The organism is Bacteroides sp. OF04-15BH (assembly GCF_003477995.1).
Taxonomy (GTDB): Bacteria; Bacteroidota; Bacteroidia; order Bacteroidales; family Bacteroidaceae; genus Paraprevotella.
The window spans coordinates 184,171-200,121 of the sequence record NZ_QUEM01000001.1 but is presented as its reverse complement, the minus strand read 5'-3'; the positions used below and the strand labels follow the sequence as shown (position 1 = coordinate 200,121).

At 47.2% G+C, this 15,951-nt stretch carries 17 protein-coding genes and 1 pseudogene; 13 read left to right on the top strand and 5 right to left on the bottom strand.

Going from position 1 to position 15,951, the window contains the following annotated elements; translation table 11 throughout:
* The first annotated feature begins 94 nt into the window (after positions 1-94).
* Positions 95-532 (top strand): Hsp20/alpha crystallin family protein, encoded by a 438-nt coding sequence (locus tag DXA74_RS00825; RefSeq protein ID WP_118524931.1) that lies wholly within the window; start codon positions 95-97, stop codon positions 530-532.
* A 73-nt stretch (positions 533-605) separates the two neighbouring features.
* On the opposite strand, the gene DXA74_RS00820 is transcribed toward DXA74_RS00825, so the two are convergent.
* Positions 606-1,355 carry a hypothetical protein gene (locus tag DXA74_RS00820; protein ID WP_118524930.1) on the bottom strand — a complete coding sequence of 250 codons (750 nt, stop codon included), beginning with the start codon at positions 1,353-1,355 and terminating at the stop codon, positions 606-608.
* 247 nt (positions 1,356-1,602) lie between these two features.
* Between DXA74_RS00820 and cobC the strand changes: the two genes are divergently transcribed.
* On the top strand, positions 1,603-2,130 hold the full coding sequence (gene cobC, locus DXA74_RS00815) for an alpha-ribazole phosphatase (RefSeq protein WP_118524929.1): 528 nt from the start codon (positions 1,603-1,605) through the stop codon (positions 2,128-2,130).
* Between the two features lie 152 nt (positions 2,131-2,282).
* On the opposite strand, the gene DXA74_RS00810 is transcribed toward cobC, so the two are convergent.
* On the bottom strand, positions 2,283-2,456 hold the full coding sequence (locus tag DXA74_RS00810) for an Arc family DNA-binding protein (protein WP_118524928.1): 174 nt from the start codon (positions 2,454-2,456) through the stop codon (positions 2,283-2,285).
* A gap of 274 nt (positions 2,457-2,730) precedes the next feature.
* On the opposite strand from DXA74_RS00810, the gene DXA74_RS00805 reads away from it, so the two are divergent.
* Positions 2,731-3,420: a DUF554 domain-containing protein gene (locus DXA74_RS00805; RefSeq protein WP_118524927.1), complete on the top strand. Its 690-nt coding sequence runs from the start codon at positions 2,731-2,733 to the stop codon at positions 3,418-3,420.
* 593 nt (positions 3,421-4,013) lie between these two features.
* Positions 4,014-4,715, top strand: a complete 702-nt coding sequence (locus tag DXA74_RS00795; RefSeq protein ID WP_118524925.1) for an SIMPL domain-containing protein — start codon at positions 4,014-4,016, stop codon at positions 4,713-4,715.
* 10 nt (positions 4,716-4,725) lie between these two features.
* On the opposite strand, the gene DXA74_RS00790 is transcribed toward DXA74_RS00795, so the two are convergent.
* Positions 4,726-5,385: an HAD family hydrolase gene (locus tag DXA74_RS00790; RefSeq protein WP_118524924.1), complete on the bottom strand. Its 660-nt coding sequence runs from the start codon at positions 5,383-5,385 to the stop codon at positions 4,726-4,728.
* 166 nt (positions 5,386-5,551) lie between these two features.
* Between DXA74_RS00790 and DXA74_RS00785 the strand changes: the two genes are divergently transcribed.
* From DXA74_RS00785 to DXA74_RS00745, 9 genes and pseudogenes are all read left to right on the top strand, one after another.
* Positions 5,552-6,163 carry a porin family protein gene (locus DXA74_RS00785; RefSeq protein WP_118524923.1) on the top strand — a complete coding sequence of 204 codons (612 nt, stop codon included), beginning with the start codon at positions 5,552-5,554 and terminating at the stop codon, positions 6,161-6,163.
* Between the two features lie 136 nt (positions 6,164-6,299).
* Positions 6,300-7,433 carry an ABC transporter substrate-binding protein gene (locus DXA74_RS00780; RefSeq protein ID WP_118524922.1) on the top strand — a complete coding sequence of 378 codons (1,134 nt, stop codon included), beginning with the start codon at positions 6,300-6,302 and terminating at the stop codon, positions 7,431-7,433.
* Complete coding sequence (locus DXA74_RS00775) at positions 7,430-8,452, top strand: iron ABC transporter permease (protein ID WP_118524921.1); 1,023 nt, start codon at positions 7,430-7,432, stop codon at positions 8,450-8,452. The genes DXA74_RS00780 and DXA74_RS00775 overlap by 4 nt, the downstream gene beginning before the upstream one ends.
* 6 nt (positions 8,453-8,458) lie before the next feature.
* Positions 8,459-9,037: an NUDIX hydrolase gene (locus tag DXA74_RS00770; protein ID WP_118524920.1), complete on the top strand. Its 579-nt coding sequence runs from the start codon at positions 8,459-8,461 to the stop codon at positions 9,035-9,037.
* Positions 9,038-9,159: 122 nt separating this feature from the next.
* A complete protein-coding gene (locus tag DXA74_RS00765; protein ID WP_118524968.1) occupies positions 9,160-9,381 on the top strand; it encodes a winged helix-turn-helix domain-containing protein in 222 nt (73 codons plus the stop codon).
* Positions 9,382-9,537: 156 nt separating this feature from the next.
* Positions 9,538-10,920, top strand: a pseudogene (gene potA, locus DXA74_RS00760) (polyamine ABC transporter ATP-binding protein); the annotation flags it as partial.
* 21 nt (positions 10,921-10,941) lie between these two features.
* The gene (locus tag DXA74_RS00755; RefSeq protein ID WP_118524967.1) at positions 10,942-11,736 is read left to right on the top strand and encodes an ABC transporter permease; all 795 of its coding nucleotides are present in this window, start codon (positions 10,942-10,944) and stop codon (positions 11,734-11,736) included.
* Positions 11,730-12,521, top strand: coding sequence for an ABC transporter permease (locus DXA74_RS00750; protein WP_118524918.1), 792 nt, complete (start codon positions 11,730-11,732; stop codon positions 12,519-12,521). The genes DXA74_RS00755 and DXA74_RS00750 overlap by 7 nt, the downstream gene beginning before the upstream one ends.
* Positions 12,518-13,855 carry an ABC transporter substrate-binding protein gene (locus tag DXA74_RS00745; RefSeq protein WP_118524917.1) on the top strand — a complete coding sequence of 446 codons (1,338 nt, stop codon included), beginning with the start codon at positions 12,518-12,520 and terminating at the stop codon, positions 13,853-13,855. Before DXA74_RS00750 ends, DXA74_RS00745 begins: the two co-directional genes overlap by 4 nt.
* A gap of 7 nt (positions 13,856-13,862) precedes the next feature.
* Here DXA74_RS00745 and DXA74_RS00740 read toward each other — a convergent pair whose 3' ends face one another.
* Positions 13,863-14,906, bottom strand: a complete 1,044-nt coding sequence (locus DXA74_RS00740; RefSeq protein WP_118524916.1) for an ABC transporter ATP-binding protein — start codon at positions 14,904-14,906, stop codon at positions 13,863-13,865.
* A 108-nt stretch (positions 14,907-15,014) separates the two neighbouring features.
* Positions 15,015-15,779, bottom strand: coding sequence for an META domain-containing protein (locus DXA74_RS00735; protein ID WP_118524915.1), 765 nt, complete (start codon positions 15,777-15,779; stop codon positions 15,015-15,017).
* Between the last annotated feature and the right edge of the window lie 172 nt (positions 15,780-15,951).

The window sequence follows — 15,951 nt, the reverse complement described above, 5'->3', positions numbered from 1 at the left end:
CATTTGTACTATTCTTAGCGAATCGCAGAACCGAAAGGGGATGCGAGAGAGAAACAAATTGAAATAAACAACTAAAGAATAGGAGATTAAGATTATGATGCCGATGAGAAAAACTTATGGTCAGAACTGGTTACCGAGTATCTTCAATGACTTTTTCGATACCGATTGGATGGTTAAGGCTAATGCAACAGCTCCATCAATCAACGTAATAGAAAGCGACAAAAGCTATACCGTTGAGGTGGCTGCTCCGGGCATGACAAAAGACGACTTCAACATCCATTTGGGTGAAAACAACGAGTTGTCCATCTCCATGGAGAAGAAATCCGAAAACAAGGAAGAGGACAAGGAAAACAAGAAATATCTGCGTCGCGAATTCTCTTACACCAAATTCCAGCAAAGCCTGATTTTGCCGGACGATGTAGAGAAAGAAAAGATCAGCGCTCAGGTTCACGACGGTGTGCTGAGCATCGAATTGCCAAAACGCACTCCGGAAGAAAAAGCCAAAGTAAGCCGTGTTATTGAGATTCACTAATTCTTAATAGTTCAGCAATTGAATCCCGCCTGTGGAAGAAATTCCACGGGCGGGATTTTTTTATGGGTTCGTTTTATTTCTTAGAACTCCTTTTGAATCTCCACATTCGCATATCCTGCACATATTTCTTGTTGGCAGTCGGTTGGGCATCAGGATGTTCTTCCATCGTTTTTTTCTCCGGAGACTCATAAGATTTATTTTTATCCATTTTTTCCTTTAATTCATATTCAGCCACATTACATCTCTGTTCTTCTGAAATCTCAAAGTCTTTCTCTTCCGAACCATCAACCCATTGGATACTAAATCCACCTTCAAATACGGAATATTGAGAATATAGAGCATCATATAAATAGGTAGGTTTATCTATGATTTTCACTTTATCCAATTCAGACAGTTGCTCTTCATTTTTATGAGATTCGTCTACAGAGAACTCACGAATCAAAGCAGACAAACGAACAGCTTGTGCGGCATCCTTACCGTGTTCAAAAGTAATATCTATCCCGGAAACATGATTATGCAATACCCCCAACGGAAAAAGGGATTTCAAATCCTCTCCGTTGTCCTTATTCCGATGATAGACAATATAATCCTTGATTTTATCATCCCCCTCACCTTCTTCATGGCAATAAATTTCCACACAAGTTGGTTGCACTTTTACAAAAGAATCACAGTTATTCTTCTTAACTAAAAAATAACCCTGAAGAATCAGTCGGGCCAAATCCTTAAACACCAACACCAGTTTCTCATCTCTATTCTTTCCCTCTTTTTTATTTTCAAGTTCCGTACGCAGATCAAAGGATTTAATTTTATCTTCCAATTTCATAATTTATATTTTAAATTTATTATTTAATATATTAATTATCAGCGAATTATAAAAAAACAAAGGTAAGATAAAAATCTTTCTTCCCAAAGGATTTTCAAAGTTTTTTCTACTATTTTCGACCTGACACGACCAATAAAAAACATTTATTGAAGAGGATTTTCAATTTGAAAATCCATCATTTATTGGGCAAAAAGAAGGAAATCATTACATTTGCAGAGATCAACATAAAACTAATTCAAACTGAATTATGGAAGTATATTTAATCAGACATACATCTGTAGATGTACCCAAAGGAGTATGCTACGGATTTACGGATGTGCCCCTGAAGGCCTCCTTTCCGGAAGAAGCTGCCGAAACCAAAAAACAACTGGAGGGACTCTCTTTCGACTGTGTATACAGCAGTCCGCTGAGCCGGGCTACCAAACTGGCGGATTTCTGCGGATATCCGGAAGCTATCCGCGACGAACGACTCAAGGAGCTGAACATGGGCGACTGGGAAATGATGCGTTATGATCAGATCAATGATCCGGAAATCCGGAAATGGTTTGAAGATTATCTGAATACTCCGACCAAAAACGGAGAGTCGTTCATGGACCTGTATCACAGAGTAAGCGCTTTTCTGGAAGAACTGAAACAGAAACCCTATCAACGAGTGGCCATTTTTGCACACGGTGGGGTGCTGATTTGCGCCCAGGTTTTCGCCGGCCAGGTGAAAATGGAAGAGGGATACGATAATCTGACACCTTATGGAGGTGTCATCAAAATAGAAGTCTGAACAGACAGATACAAAAAAGCCTTGTCTCACGACAAGGTTTTTTTGTGCAATTAGACCGTTTATTGAATGATTACAGAATCCAAAAGCTAATATATTATATACAGACCATATTATTGCTCAAAAGATTCAAGCGTATATGATTCGAGAGTAAATTATTCTTTCTTATCAGGCAGCCGGCCATACTTTTTCAACGAATCAGCGATAATCCACTGCAACTGGCCGTTCACCGAACGGAACTCCTCGGCAGCCCAGACTTCTATCTGATCCATTGTCTTGGAATCTATCCGAAGCACAAAGCTTCTCATATCTGATTTTTTCTCCGGCATACACTCTGTTTCTTATTACTTATTCATATCAAAATAATATCATTATTCCAATAATAGAAATACAATATTGACTGATAAATCTCTGTTATAATTTTATTTCATATCATTTTCGCTTGCAAATATATATAATAATAGAATTATTTGCAAATAAAATAAGGATAATGATTTTATAATAATATCATTTTAACTACAAAACAATTATTCTTGAGGGTCTACCTCAGAAATTATCGGGATAACCATACGGTTTCTGTGCTTTTTCATTAACTTTACCGCTATGATCGGAACAATTGCAAACACAATCGCTATTCTTGTCGGAAGCATTACCGGCAGCTTTTTAAAGAAAGGTATCAAACCGCGCTATCAGAATGCGCTTTATAATGCTATGGGACTGGCTGCCGTGGCACTGGGTATCAATGCCGTAGCCACACACATGCCCAAAAGTCAATATCCCGTGCTGTTTATCGGAAGCCTGGCATTAGGCTCACTTCTCGGTACCAAACTGAATCTGGAACGCCGCTTTCAAGGCCTCATCAACCGTTATTCCAAATCCAATCTGGCACAGGGACTCACCACCGGACTGCTTCTCTACTGTATCGGTACGCTGTCCATCGTGGGACCTGTCATGAGCGCCCTGTATGGCGACCACACCTATCTCTATACCAATGCAACACTCGACCTGGTCACTTCCACGGTGCTGGCCGGAACTTATGGAATTGGTATGGCTTTGGCTGCACCGGTATTATTCCTGTGGCAAGGAAGCATCTATCTGCTTACTTGTCTGGCCGGCCCGGTTATCTCGGATGCTTTGGTTACAGAAATCTCCATTGTCGGTGGTATTCTGATTTTCTGCTCCGGCATCAGCATCTTGAAGATTAAAGAAATAAAGACACTGGATCTGCTCCCCTCTTTATTGGTTCCTCCGCTATTTTTCGTACTGAAAAAGGTGGTGGAGTGCTTTCTGTAAGTTTTGACAAAATGACAAATTGTCAAACAGACATGCTGAGATTCCGTTTTTTCGGCACAGCTAATCATTGTTGCAGAAAAACGCGACACACAGTACTGAAATAATGCATAACCTTCCTAGGTACAGAGCATTAGGCCGATTCAACAGTTTCCAGAATAGAATCAAAGAACCGTCTTATCTTCTCTCTGGAACAAGGGAAGCCGAGAAAAAAGAATGATTTTGATGAAATGAAACCTTCATTACCATGCTTTGCACAAAACATCGTAATCTTTTCAGGCTCACAAAGTATTGCTCGGATACTGTTTTCCTCCCCAAAAAACGAATAAAAAGTGTATATATGCAGAAAAGAATGGCCTCTCTAAAGAATATTTATGCAGCAATCCATCCGGAAAGAAACTTTCCACAAGAAGCTTTGTCAGCAGAACATACAAAAAGCTAACAAAGTGAAAGCCGAAAGGCTCATTAGCCAAAAAATCAAAAAAGGAAGGAAAAAGAGAGAGAGCAAAAAATATTTCTCTATTTTTGCAGGGAAAGATTGCAAAAACATTTTTATCATAACCTTATTATCAAACTGACCCTTAAAAGAAAAAATTATGGCAAAATTCATCGTCGAAACAGCTATCCTGGCCGTAGGAGTGGCTGTAAGTGGTTATTTTATTCAGTCCGGACTGACTTCTTTCACAGAAAAGGACCGCACTGTGAATGTGAAAGGACTGGCCGAAATGGAAGTGGAAGCCAACAAAGTGACCTGGCCTCTGGCTTATAATCTGCTAGGTAACGATCTTCCTTCCATCTATCAGCAGATACAGGAAACCAACAAACAGATTATAGACTTTCTGAAGAAGAAAGGCATCAAGAGCGAAGAGATCAGCATCAGCGCCCCCAATATCATCGATAATGAGGCCGACCGATATAACAGCAACAAACAACCGCACCGATACAATGTTACCTCAGTCATCACCGTTACCTCCAATCAGGTAAAACTGGTGCGCCAGCTCATCAACGAACAGAGCGAGCTGCTCAAGCAGGGCATCGCCATCACCGGAGATCCTTACCGTTACAGCGTGCTGTATGAATATACCGGACTGAACGACATCAAACCGCAAATGATTGAAACGGCTACAAAAAATGCCCGGACTGCCGCCGAAAAATTTGCAAAAGATTCGGATAGCAAGCTGGGCAAAATCAAGAAAGCCAATCAGGGACAATTCTCTATTTCAGACCGCGACGTGAATACTCCGCATATAAAGAAGGTACGCGTAGTAACCACTATCGACTATGCTCTGGAGGACTGACCGGAAATGATCATTCCAATCCTTTTTGAACAAAGGTGACAATATCCTGCGGAGTGGCTGCAAAATGAGTGGCTCCGCAGGATTCCAGAAAGTCACGGTCACGAAATCCCCAAAGCACCGAGATGCAGGGGATGCCGCACTGGCGGGCCGTTTCAATATCCACATCCGAATCTCCCACGTAGACCGTTTCCCGAAGGTCTGCTCCCAATTCATTCACCGCCTGAAGAACCATATCCGGTGCCGGTTTACGCCGAACTTCAGGACGCTCTCCCACCGCTACCTGAATCCAGGATGAAAAATAGTATTGCTGCAATTCGGTAACTCCGGCTTGCAATTTGTTCGAAACAACTGCCAGGCGATAACCCGAATCTGCCAGTGCCTGAAGCATCTCGGAGATACCGGCATACAAACCGCTGTGATCCCGACAGTGAGCCACATAGTGCTCCTTGAAAGTACGAAACACCTCCTCAAACAAAGGATTTTCTGTGCCTTGCGGCACTGCACGCTCTATCAGTTTGCGCACTCCGTTGCCTACAAACGAACGGATTGCTTCTATACCATGCTGCGGAAAACCGTACGCACGCAAAGCGTAGTTCGTGCTCTCGGCCAGATCCTGCAAGGTATCCATCAGAGTGCCATCCAAATCAAAAACAATCGTAGAAATCTTCATACCTTATAAAAATATAATAAATACCGTGACAAAGGTATAAAAAGTGTGTTTTTATGCGATAAAATTATTGGAATATATTTTTATTTAGTACATTCGTGAATAGAAAAGCACAGAAAAAGCTTTTAAAATTGAAAATAACGATAACTAAACTAAACAAGAAAAAAGTATGAAGAAACTAATGATGATGCTGGCAGGCGCCCTGATGTGGGGAGCTACAGCAAATGCACAGACTGACATTATCCTGCGTGGCGGATTCGCAACCAACCAATTCGTAGGCGACAGTTATGAACACAGTGAAATGAATCCGGGCTACAATGTCGGTATCGAGTTCAACAACTACATTAAGAACGGTTTGTATTGGAACAGCGGTTTGCTCTTCGGAAGCCGCGGATACAAGTATTCAGAAGGCGACAAGAATGCATCAGCCAGCTACAAACTGCGTGCCCACAACCTTCAGATTCCATTGACCATCGGTTATAAATATGATCTGGGAGGCGGAATTGCCTTGGACGGACGTATCGGTGGATTCTTCAGCGCTGATATCGCTGGTAAAGAAAAAACAGAAGGAAACATTCTGGGTTTCGGTGGTTCTACAGAAACCAAAATTGGTGACATCGAAGGTTACAAACGTTGCGACGGTGGTCTGATTATCGGTGTAGGTTTGTGGTATCAGAACATCAATCTGGACTTCGCTTACCAGAGAGGTTTTGCCAAGCTCTACGATCATACAGAAGGCGGAGCCAGCAACTTCCTGATCCGATTGGGATACGCTTTCTAAAAGAAAAGACGAAAATCAGAACCTGATTATAAATCCTTATTGCATTCTGCCCTGCGCTACACAGCGTGGGGCAGTTTTTTTTCCGTTTGGATTAAAATCCGTATCTTTGAATCCAAATTATAATCCAACAGACACAATGAAAAGACTTGCAACTCTCTTACCGGCAGTGGCCGGATTCCTGCTGCTACTGGCTTCCTGCCACAGCGGCAGCACTTCCCCTACACAAACGCACGGAGATACCATTCCTCTGAAATATGCCCGCCTGATCACTCTGATCGAACAGGACAGCTTCAACCTGGTCGTAATGCAGAATCCCTGGAAGCCAGAGAAAATCCTGCACCGTTATGTATTGGTTGATAAAAATCAGCCGTTGCCGGAACAGCTGCCCGAAGGTACGGTCATCCGCACTCCGGTAGAGCGTGCAGTAGTCTATTCCTCAGTGCATTACAGTCTGCTGGAATTATTGCAGGCCACCGACTGTGTGGACGGAGTATGCGATGCCGAATACATGCTGAATCCGGAGCTCCAGAAGAAGCTTCAAAACGGCTCGGTCCGTAACTATGGCAACAGCATGAGCCCCAACATAGAGCAGATCATGGAACAGCATCCCGAGATTCTCATGCCTTCACCTTTCGAACAAAGCGGCAGCTACGGAAAACTCGGAAGTTTGGGAATTCCCATCGTAGAGTGCGCCGACTATATGGAGGGCTCCGCACTGGGACGGGCTGAATGGATGCGTTTCTACGGCATGCTCTTCGGCAAAGAGCATCAGGCCGACAGTTTGTTCCAAAGCATCGAAACGGAATATAACCGATTGAAGAAGCTGGCGGCCGGAAGCCGGCATAAGCCCTCACTGCTCTGCGAAATGAAAACAGGAGCCAACTGGTTTGTGCCGGGCGGAAACAGCACATCCGGACAATTGTATCAGGATGCCGGGGCCCGGTATGTCTTCGCTCATCTGGAAAACAGCGGAGCCTTGCCTCTTCCCTTCGAAGCGGTACTCGAGCAGGCCGAAGATGCCGAGGTATGGCTCATCAAATACAACCAAAAGGAACCGTTAAGCTACCGTCAGCTGAAGCAGGACTATGAACCGTACACCCGCTTCAAGGCCTGGAAAGACAAACATATTTACGGATGCAACACGCGGTATGTGCCTTTCTATGAGGAAACTCCATTTCAACCCCAGCTGCTGCTGAAGGATCTGATCTGCCTGCTTCATCCCGATTTGCTGCCGGGAGAAAAAAGCCGTTATTTCACCCCGATACCATGAAAAAGGAAACTCAATACAGTATCTTGTGCGTTCTGGCCGCAGTGCTTCTCTTTCTGGCCAATCTGTTCTGGGGGGCCGTACACATCCCGGCATCCGAGGTGTGGCACATCCTTTGGGGAGCCGAAACCGAAAAAGCGAGCTGGGCATACATTGTGCTGGACAACCGTCTGCCACAAGCCTGCACGGCCTTGCTCTGCGGATGCGCCCTTTCGGCTTCGGGCCTGATTCTGCAAACCTGCTTCAAGAATCCGCTGGCCGACCCGTCCATTCTGGGTATCAACAGCGGTGCCAGTCTGGGAGTGGCACTGGTCATCCTTTTTATGGGCGGCTCGCTCACCACCGACCTGATTTCGCTCAACGGTTTTCTGCTGACAGTGGCCGCCGCGCTGGCCGGCGCCATGCTCATCATCGCTCTGCTGCTGTTTCTCTCCAGCATATTGCGCAACAACATGATGCTGCTCATCACGGGTATTATGATCAGTTATCTGACTTCGTCATCCATCGCCCTGCTCAATTATCAGGCATCGGCCGACGGGGTCTTCACGTATATGGTCTGGGGACTGGGCAGCTTCGGCAATGTGTCGCTCGGACAACTGCCGGCATTCAGTGCGCTGCTGCTCGCCGGACTGGCAGGTGCGCTGCTGCTGATCAAGCCGCTCAACGCCCTGCTGCTGGGGGAACGTTATGCCGAAAATCTGGGTATCCCCATCAAACGAACCCGAAACATGCTGCTGTGGGTTACCGGTCTGCTCACAGCTACCACCACGGCATTCTGCGGTCCCATCTCTTTCATCGGTCTGGCCGTTCCGCATCTGGCACGCATCCTGCTGCGCACGGCACAGCATCAGTATCTCATGCCGGCCACCATTCTGCTGGGCGGTGCACTGAGCCTGTTGTGTAATCTGCTGTGCAATCTGCCGGGCACCTCAGGGAGTCTGCCGCTCAACGTGGTGACTCCGATTATCGGAGCACCCACCGTAATCTATATCATCCTGAAACAGCGAAACAGTAATTTATAAAAGCTTATGGAAAAAAACGAAGACAGGAAATGGGAAGTCCTGCACCGGGAATACTTGTACCGGGAACCCTGGTTTACAGCGCGCCGTGATCATGTGCGGCTGCCCAACGGACAGGAAATCAAAGATTATTATGTACTGGAATATCCCGACTGGGTAAATACCATCGCCATAACCCGCTCGGGCGAGTTCGTCCTGGTGCGCCAGTACCGGCACGGCCTCGGAGAAACGCGCTACGAACTCTGCGCCGGAGTGTGCGAACCCAACGAAACACCGCTTCAGGCTGCCCAAAGGGAACTGCTCGAAGAAACAGGCTACGGGCACGGAAGATGGCTTCCCCTGATGAATATTTCGGGAAATACCAGCACCACCAATAATCTGACACACTGTTTTCTTGCCCTGGATGTAGAAAAGGTAGGCAACCAGCATCTCGATGCCTCGGAGGACCTTTCCGTGCATTTGCTCAGTGAACAGGAAGTCTGGGATTTGTTGCAAAACGATCAGTTGAGGCAATCGCTGATGGTAGCTCCCCTTTGGAAATATTTTGTAATAAAGGACCATCTGAATACTTTTTCTTTTATGCCATAAAGCATATAAAAGCAACACTTCAATATTTTTTTCGCAAAATAAGTTGAAAAAAATCATTGAAGGTTGCTAGTTTTGGTTATATTTGCATTGTACATATTGTTTCATTTTTAAAATCTATCATTATGAACCAAAACACAATCGGTGCTCATGCAGGCATCATTTGGAACCTGCTGAACAATAACAAACGCTGGGAATACTGCGATCTGAAAAAGGAATCAGGCTTGTCAGACAGAGATTTGAACGCAGCTATCGGATGGCTTGCTCGTGAGAACAAAATTCAATTTGAGTCTGGCTGCAAAGACGGAAAAGAATATCTTTTCCTGGCCCTGAACTTTTATTATTGAAAAGACCACAATGACACGAATCATTTAGCTATGGGAGATGTACTGAGAAGTTCGTCTCCTTTTTTTATATCCATGCCTGTATATTAGTTGAAAGCAAAACACGGTTTACTGACGAAAATAATGTAACTTTGCAGACAGAAACAAAAACAGAAACCGAATATGACCGATCAATATATCATCAAGATAAAGGATGTATCCAAATTCTTCGGAGAAAAAGTTGCTTTGGACCACATCAACCTGAATATCAAAAAAGGGGAGTTTGTTACTATCCTCGGCCCCTCGGGCTGTGGAAAGACAACTCTGCTGCGTCTGCTTGCCGGCTTCCAGACTACCTCGGAGGGAAATATCTATATTTCCGGTGAGGAGATTACCCAGACCCCGCCTCATAAGCGTCCCGTAAATACCGTTTTCCAGAAATATGCCTTGTTTCCGCACCTGAACGTGTACGACAATATCGCATTCGGCCTGAAGCTGAAAGGGATGGACAAGGAAGTCATCAAGAAAAAGGTGAAGGCTGCCCTGAAAATGGTTTCCATGAGCGATTATGAATACCGCGACGTGAACTCGCTTTCGGGCGGTCAGCAGCAGCGTGTAGCCATAGCCCGTGCCATTGTCAACGAGCCGGAAGTACTGCTTCTGGACGAGCCGCTCGCCGCGCTCGACCTGAAGATGCGTAAGGACATGCAGATGGAACTGAAGGAGATGCACAAACGGTTGGGCATCACCTTTGTGTATGTCACCCACGACCAGGAGGAAGCCTTGACACTGAGCGACACCATCGTCGTAATGAGCGAAGGCAAGATCCAGCAGATCGGTTCTCCAACAGACATCTATAACGAACCGGTCAACTCTTTTGTAGCCGACTTTATCGGTGAGAGCAACATTCTGAACGGAACGATGATTCAAGACCAGATCGTGAGCTTTGCCGGCATACAGGTGCCTTGCGTGGATAAGGGATTCGGCTGTAATGCTCCTGTCGACGTGGTACTCCGTCCGGAGGATATTTACATCTTCCCGGTGTCCGACTCGGCACAGATTACCGGTGAAGTGACTTCGTGCATCTTCAAAGGGGTGCATTATGAAATGATTGTGATGGCCAACGGATATGAATTTATCGTTCACGATTACCACAAGTTTGATCCGGGAAGCCAGGTAGGCCTGTTAGTCAAGCCGGATGACATTCACATCATGAAGAAGGAGCGCACCTGCAACACCTTCGAAGGAACCCTGATTGATGCCACTCATGTGGAATTTCTGGGATGCAGTTTCGAATGCCGCCCACAGCATGAGATTCCTGCCGGAAGCCCGGTAACCGTACAGGTGCCTTTTGACGGAATCATCCTGCAAGATGATGAAAACGACGGAACTCTCACAGGCGACGTGCGTTTCATTCTCTATAAAGGCGACCACTACCATCTGACTGTAGCCTCCGACTGGCAGGAAGACATTTTCGTTGACACCCACGATGTGTGGGACAACAGCGACCACGTGGGTATTACCATTCCACGCGAATCCATCACCATTATTCCGAAATCCTAAAAAACAGAACAAATCGTGAGCATAAGGAATTTATATCGGTTTCTGAGTTCCCGCAAAAGCTGGACACTCCCCTATCTGATTTTTGCCTTTTTCTTTGTGGTTCTGCCTCTGTTTCTGATCGTATATTTTGCCTTCACCGATGAGAGCGGCCAGTTGTCTTTGGTTAATTTCAGAAAATTCATGGCGCATCCCGAAGCCATCAACACATTTATCTATTCCATCGGAATAGCCATTATCAACACGGTTCTGTGCATCCTGCTGGGATATCCGGCAGCTTTTATCCTGAGCCGTCTCAAATCGGGCTATGCCCAGACCATCGTGATGCTGTTCATCCTGCCCATGTGGATGAACATCCTGATCCGTACCCTGGCTACCGTGGCTCTGTTCGACTTTTTCAGTCTGCCGCTGGGCGAAGGCGCACTGATCTTTGGTATGACCTACAACTTCCTGCCGTTTATGATCTATCCGATCTACAACACCTTGCAGAAGATGGACCAAAGCTATATCGAAGCGGCGCAGGATCTGGGTGCCAACTCTTTCCAGGTGTTCTGGAAAACCATCTTCCCGCTCTCTCTGCCGGGAATAGCCAGTGGCATTGTCATGGTGTTCATGCCCACCATCTCCACCTTTGCCATTGCCGAACTGCTGACCATGAACAACATCAAGCTGTTCGGTACAACCATTCAGGAGAATATCAACAACAGCATGTGGAATTACGGTGCGGCCCTGTCGCTGATCATGCTGTTCCTCATCGGAGCAACGACACTGCTCACGGATGAAAAGAAAGAAAATGAGGAAGGAGGCGGCTTATGGTAAAGAAGATTCTCTGCCAGGGTTATCTCTGGCTGCTGCTCCTGCTGCTGTACTCACCGATCATCATCATCGTGGTGTACTCCTTTACCGAATCAAAGGTGCTGGGCAACTGGACCGGCTTCTCGTTCGGACTCTACCGCAAGCTGTTTGTCGACGGTGCGCACCATTCGCTCATCAATGCCTTGTGGAACACTCTGTCCATCGCTCTGATTACGGGTGTGGTTTCTACCCTTTTGGGTACAATCACCGCCATAGGCATCTTCAATCTGCGGGCCCGTTCACGCCGCCTGATTGAATTTGTGAACCAGATACCGATTCTCAACGGCGACATCATTATGGGTATATCGCTGTTCCTGCTGTTCGTATCGCTGGGCATTCCGCAAGGCTACACCACAGTGGTGCTGGCGCATATCACCTTCTGCACGCCCTATGTGATTCTGAGCGTGATGCCGCGCCTCAAGCAGATGAACCCGAATCTGTATGAAGCGGCGCTCGACTTGGGAGCAACACCGATGCAGGCACTCCGCAAAGTGATTATCCCGGAGATTCTGCCGGGAATGATCTCCGGTTTCATGCTGGCCATTACCATTTCTATCGACGACTTTGCCGTGACGATTTTCACCATCGGCAATGAAGGACTGGAAACGCTCTCGACCTACATCTATGCCGATGCGCGAAAAGGCGGACTCACTCCGGAACTGCGCCCGCTCTCCAGCCTGATTTTTGTGCTGGTGCTGGTATTACTCATTTTCATTAACCGTCGTTCAGACAAGAAAAAGAATCAATGAAAAAATACTTTTCTTATATAAAAGCACTCTTGCTGGCCGTTTGTCTGCCTTTGTTCACTGCCTGCTACAACAAGGAATCCCGCGAGGAAATCCTCAAGGTTTACAACTGGGCCGACTACATAGACGAACAGGTGCTGATGGACTTTCCGAAATGGTATGAACAGCAGACCGGAAAGAAAATCCGGATCATTTACCAGACTTTCGACATAAATGAGATCATGCTGACGAAAATCGAACGCGGCCATGAAGACTTTGATGTGGTGTGCCCTTCGGAATATATCATCGAACGCATGCTGAAGAAAGATCTGCTGCAACCCATTGATACGAACTTTGCCGGAGAAAACTATCTGAACAACCAGTCGCCATACATCCGGCAGCAACTGGACGAACTGAGCTCCGGAAACAAACGGGCCAGCCGCTATGCCGTGGGATATATGTGGGGCACGGCCGGCATTCTCTACAACAAGAAATATGTGACGCCCGAAGAAGCCTCAACCTGGGAATCGTTGTGGAACAGCAAATTCAAAGGCAAACTGCTGATGAAAGACAGTTACCGCGACGCCTATGGCACCGCACTGATTTATGCCAACCGCAAACAGCTGCTCCAAGGGGAATTAAAGGTAAAGGACCTGATGAACAACTACTCGCCAGAGGCTATCCGGCAGGTGGAAGACAACCTGAAAAGCATGAAACCGAACATCGCCGGTTGGGAAGCGGATTTCGGTAAGGAAATGATGACCAAGGGAAAGGCTTATCTGAACATGACCTGGAGCGGTGACGCCGTATGGGCCATCGACGAGGCTCAGGCCGTTGGAGTGGATCTGGGTTACGAGGTGCCCCGGGAAGGCAGTAACGTGTGGTATGACGGATGGGTGATTCCGAAGTATGCCAAGAACCCCGAGGCTGCGCGTTATTTCATCAATTATCTGTGCCAGCCGGAGGTAGCCATTGCCAATATGGAGGCTACAGGATATGTCAGCGCTGTGGCCACTCCAGAAGTTCTGGAGGCACAGACCGATCCGGAAATCAAGGAAACTTATAATCTGGCTTACTTCTTCGGACCGGAAGCACGGCGGGTACACATCAATCCCATCCAGTATCCCGACAGCAGTGTGGTGGCACGCTGCGCCATGATTCACGACTCGGGAGAGCATACGGAAGCCGTTCTCGAGATGTGGTCGCACGTAAAGGGAGACAATCTTGGCGGGGGTGTGGTCATCATCATTCTGGCCACCGTAGGTGCCTTTGTGGTCTATGCCGTTTCGAAAAGAATCAAACGGTATAATCACAACAAACGCACCCGAAAACGCAAAAGAAGAAAAGCCGTAAGATAAACGGCTCTTATTCCGAAACAGAAATACAGGCGGATATGCCCTGAAGCAGTTCTTCAATCAGATCGGTCTTCAGGAGTGTATCCGCTTTTTTTGTCAGTCGATAGCGGGGCGCATCCGCAGCAATATGCACCACAAACGAAGTTTCTGCAAGGGATGTGGCTCTGGCGATTCCGGCACGGCGCAGGGCACGGCACAGCAAATCGCGGACCAGCCCTTCTTCTCCTTCTATCGCGACACTTCCGGTCTGCGTTTCCGGAAGCGGCATCTGCACCTGATAGGCCATCTGTCCGGGAGAGAAACAGAGGTGAGGATGGGGAAAGAAACCGTCGAGCACCCCGTCTGCCACCAGATCCTCGGGAATTCCCGTCTGCAATCCCTGTTCGCGGGAAAGCAGCCACAGGCGGTCGGCCATCTGCAACACCAGGTCCAGATCATGTGTAGAAAGGAAGATGGTTTTCTGCTTCTCACGGGCCAGACGTCTCAGAAGCAGAAAGAGTTCCACCTTGCTGGGATAGTCCAGAAAGGCGGTCGGCTCATCGAGAAAGATAAAAGGGGTTTCCTGTGCCAAAGTTTTGGCGATAAGCGCCTTCTGCATCTCACCGTCGCTCAGTGAATGCACCGGACGGTGTTCCAGCGCACGGATTCCCACCCGCTCGATAGCCTCATCCACCAACAGATGATCTTCCTTCGACAGGCGGCCCCAGAATCCGGTATAGGGCATGCGTCCCATAGCCACGAGTTCACGCACCCGCAGGTCGCGCACATCGACCTTGTCGGTAAGCACCACCCCCACGAGGCGCGACAGCTCCTCGCGTGAATAGTCCGCCAGATTTTTCCCGCCCATCACAATCTGCCCCGACAACGGAGACAGAAAAGCGGTCAGCGTGCGCAGCAATGTGGACTTGCCGCAACCGTTGGTACCGATCAGGCAGGTCAGCTCACCGGAATAAAGGGAAGCGGTGAGGTCTGCCCCCACGATGTGGGTCTTGTTTTTGGAACGGTAACCGGTGGTCAGTCCGTTTATGATGAGTGTGGGCATCTGGGCGTTCATCGGCAATATACTTCGTTTTGTTTATGCGGAATAAAGAAAACGATGGACTTTAGAAAAACTCTTTTCTAAAACCCATCGCATCTACTATCATCAATTCTTTTTTACTTACTATCTTTTCTGGAACATCAACAGCGTGCTTCCCTTCTCGTCGAGCAAGCTGAATGTGTTGTATCCCATCTTCACCTTCTTCGCTGCATTGAGCGCCTGAAGGAATTTGGTTTCATACTTGTCGTCGGCGCAGGCCATCCGTGTAGTACCGATCTTACCGAAATCAGGCTCACCGGCCACGATCTTTGCAAAGTCGGCAGTTCCGGTCATACGGTTGCATCCGGTAAAGCCATACAGCTGATTGTCGGCTACCTTGAATCCGATAAACGGAGTGTCCTCGGCCGGGCTGATCATCTCGCCACGGATCTGAATCACGTTCCACTCACCGTCCAGCGCCTCAGGAGCAAACACACGCTTGGCCAACTGCATTACCGTTTCCTTGTTTTCGTCTTTCAGCACCAGAGAGCCGTCGTCCTGCAATTCCAGCTTACGGGCAGCGGCAGCAGCCTGAGTAAAGAGCTGCTCATATTTATTGTCGGGGCAAGCCATCATGGTTGAGCCCATCTTGGAGAAATCCACCTTACCCTTCAGGAAAGCCTTGGTATCGATACTTCCCATCAAGAGGTTACAGCCATTAAAGCCATACAAGCGGCCTTCTGTCATGTCAAAGCCCAAATACGGAGTCTGGTCCGAAGGAGTGATGCTCTGACCCGAAATGTTCACTGCATTCCATTCACCTTCCAGCATATCTGCCGGCAATGATTTACACGATGCAACAGCCAACGTCAAAGAGCAGGCTGTCATCAGTTTTAAAGATCCTTTCATGTTGGTTTTTAATCTGTTAGTTTCTTCTTATGGAGGGGATATAAGGCTCCGCCTCTCGATTGCAATTTTAAAGTTACAATTTTTTTTGCCAACTTTCCCATTCTGGCACGCTTTATTAAAACTTTTTATTGTTTTTGAGCATAAAAACAAAAGGTGCCCCAGCACCGGGAAG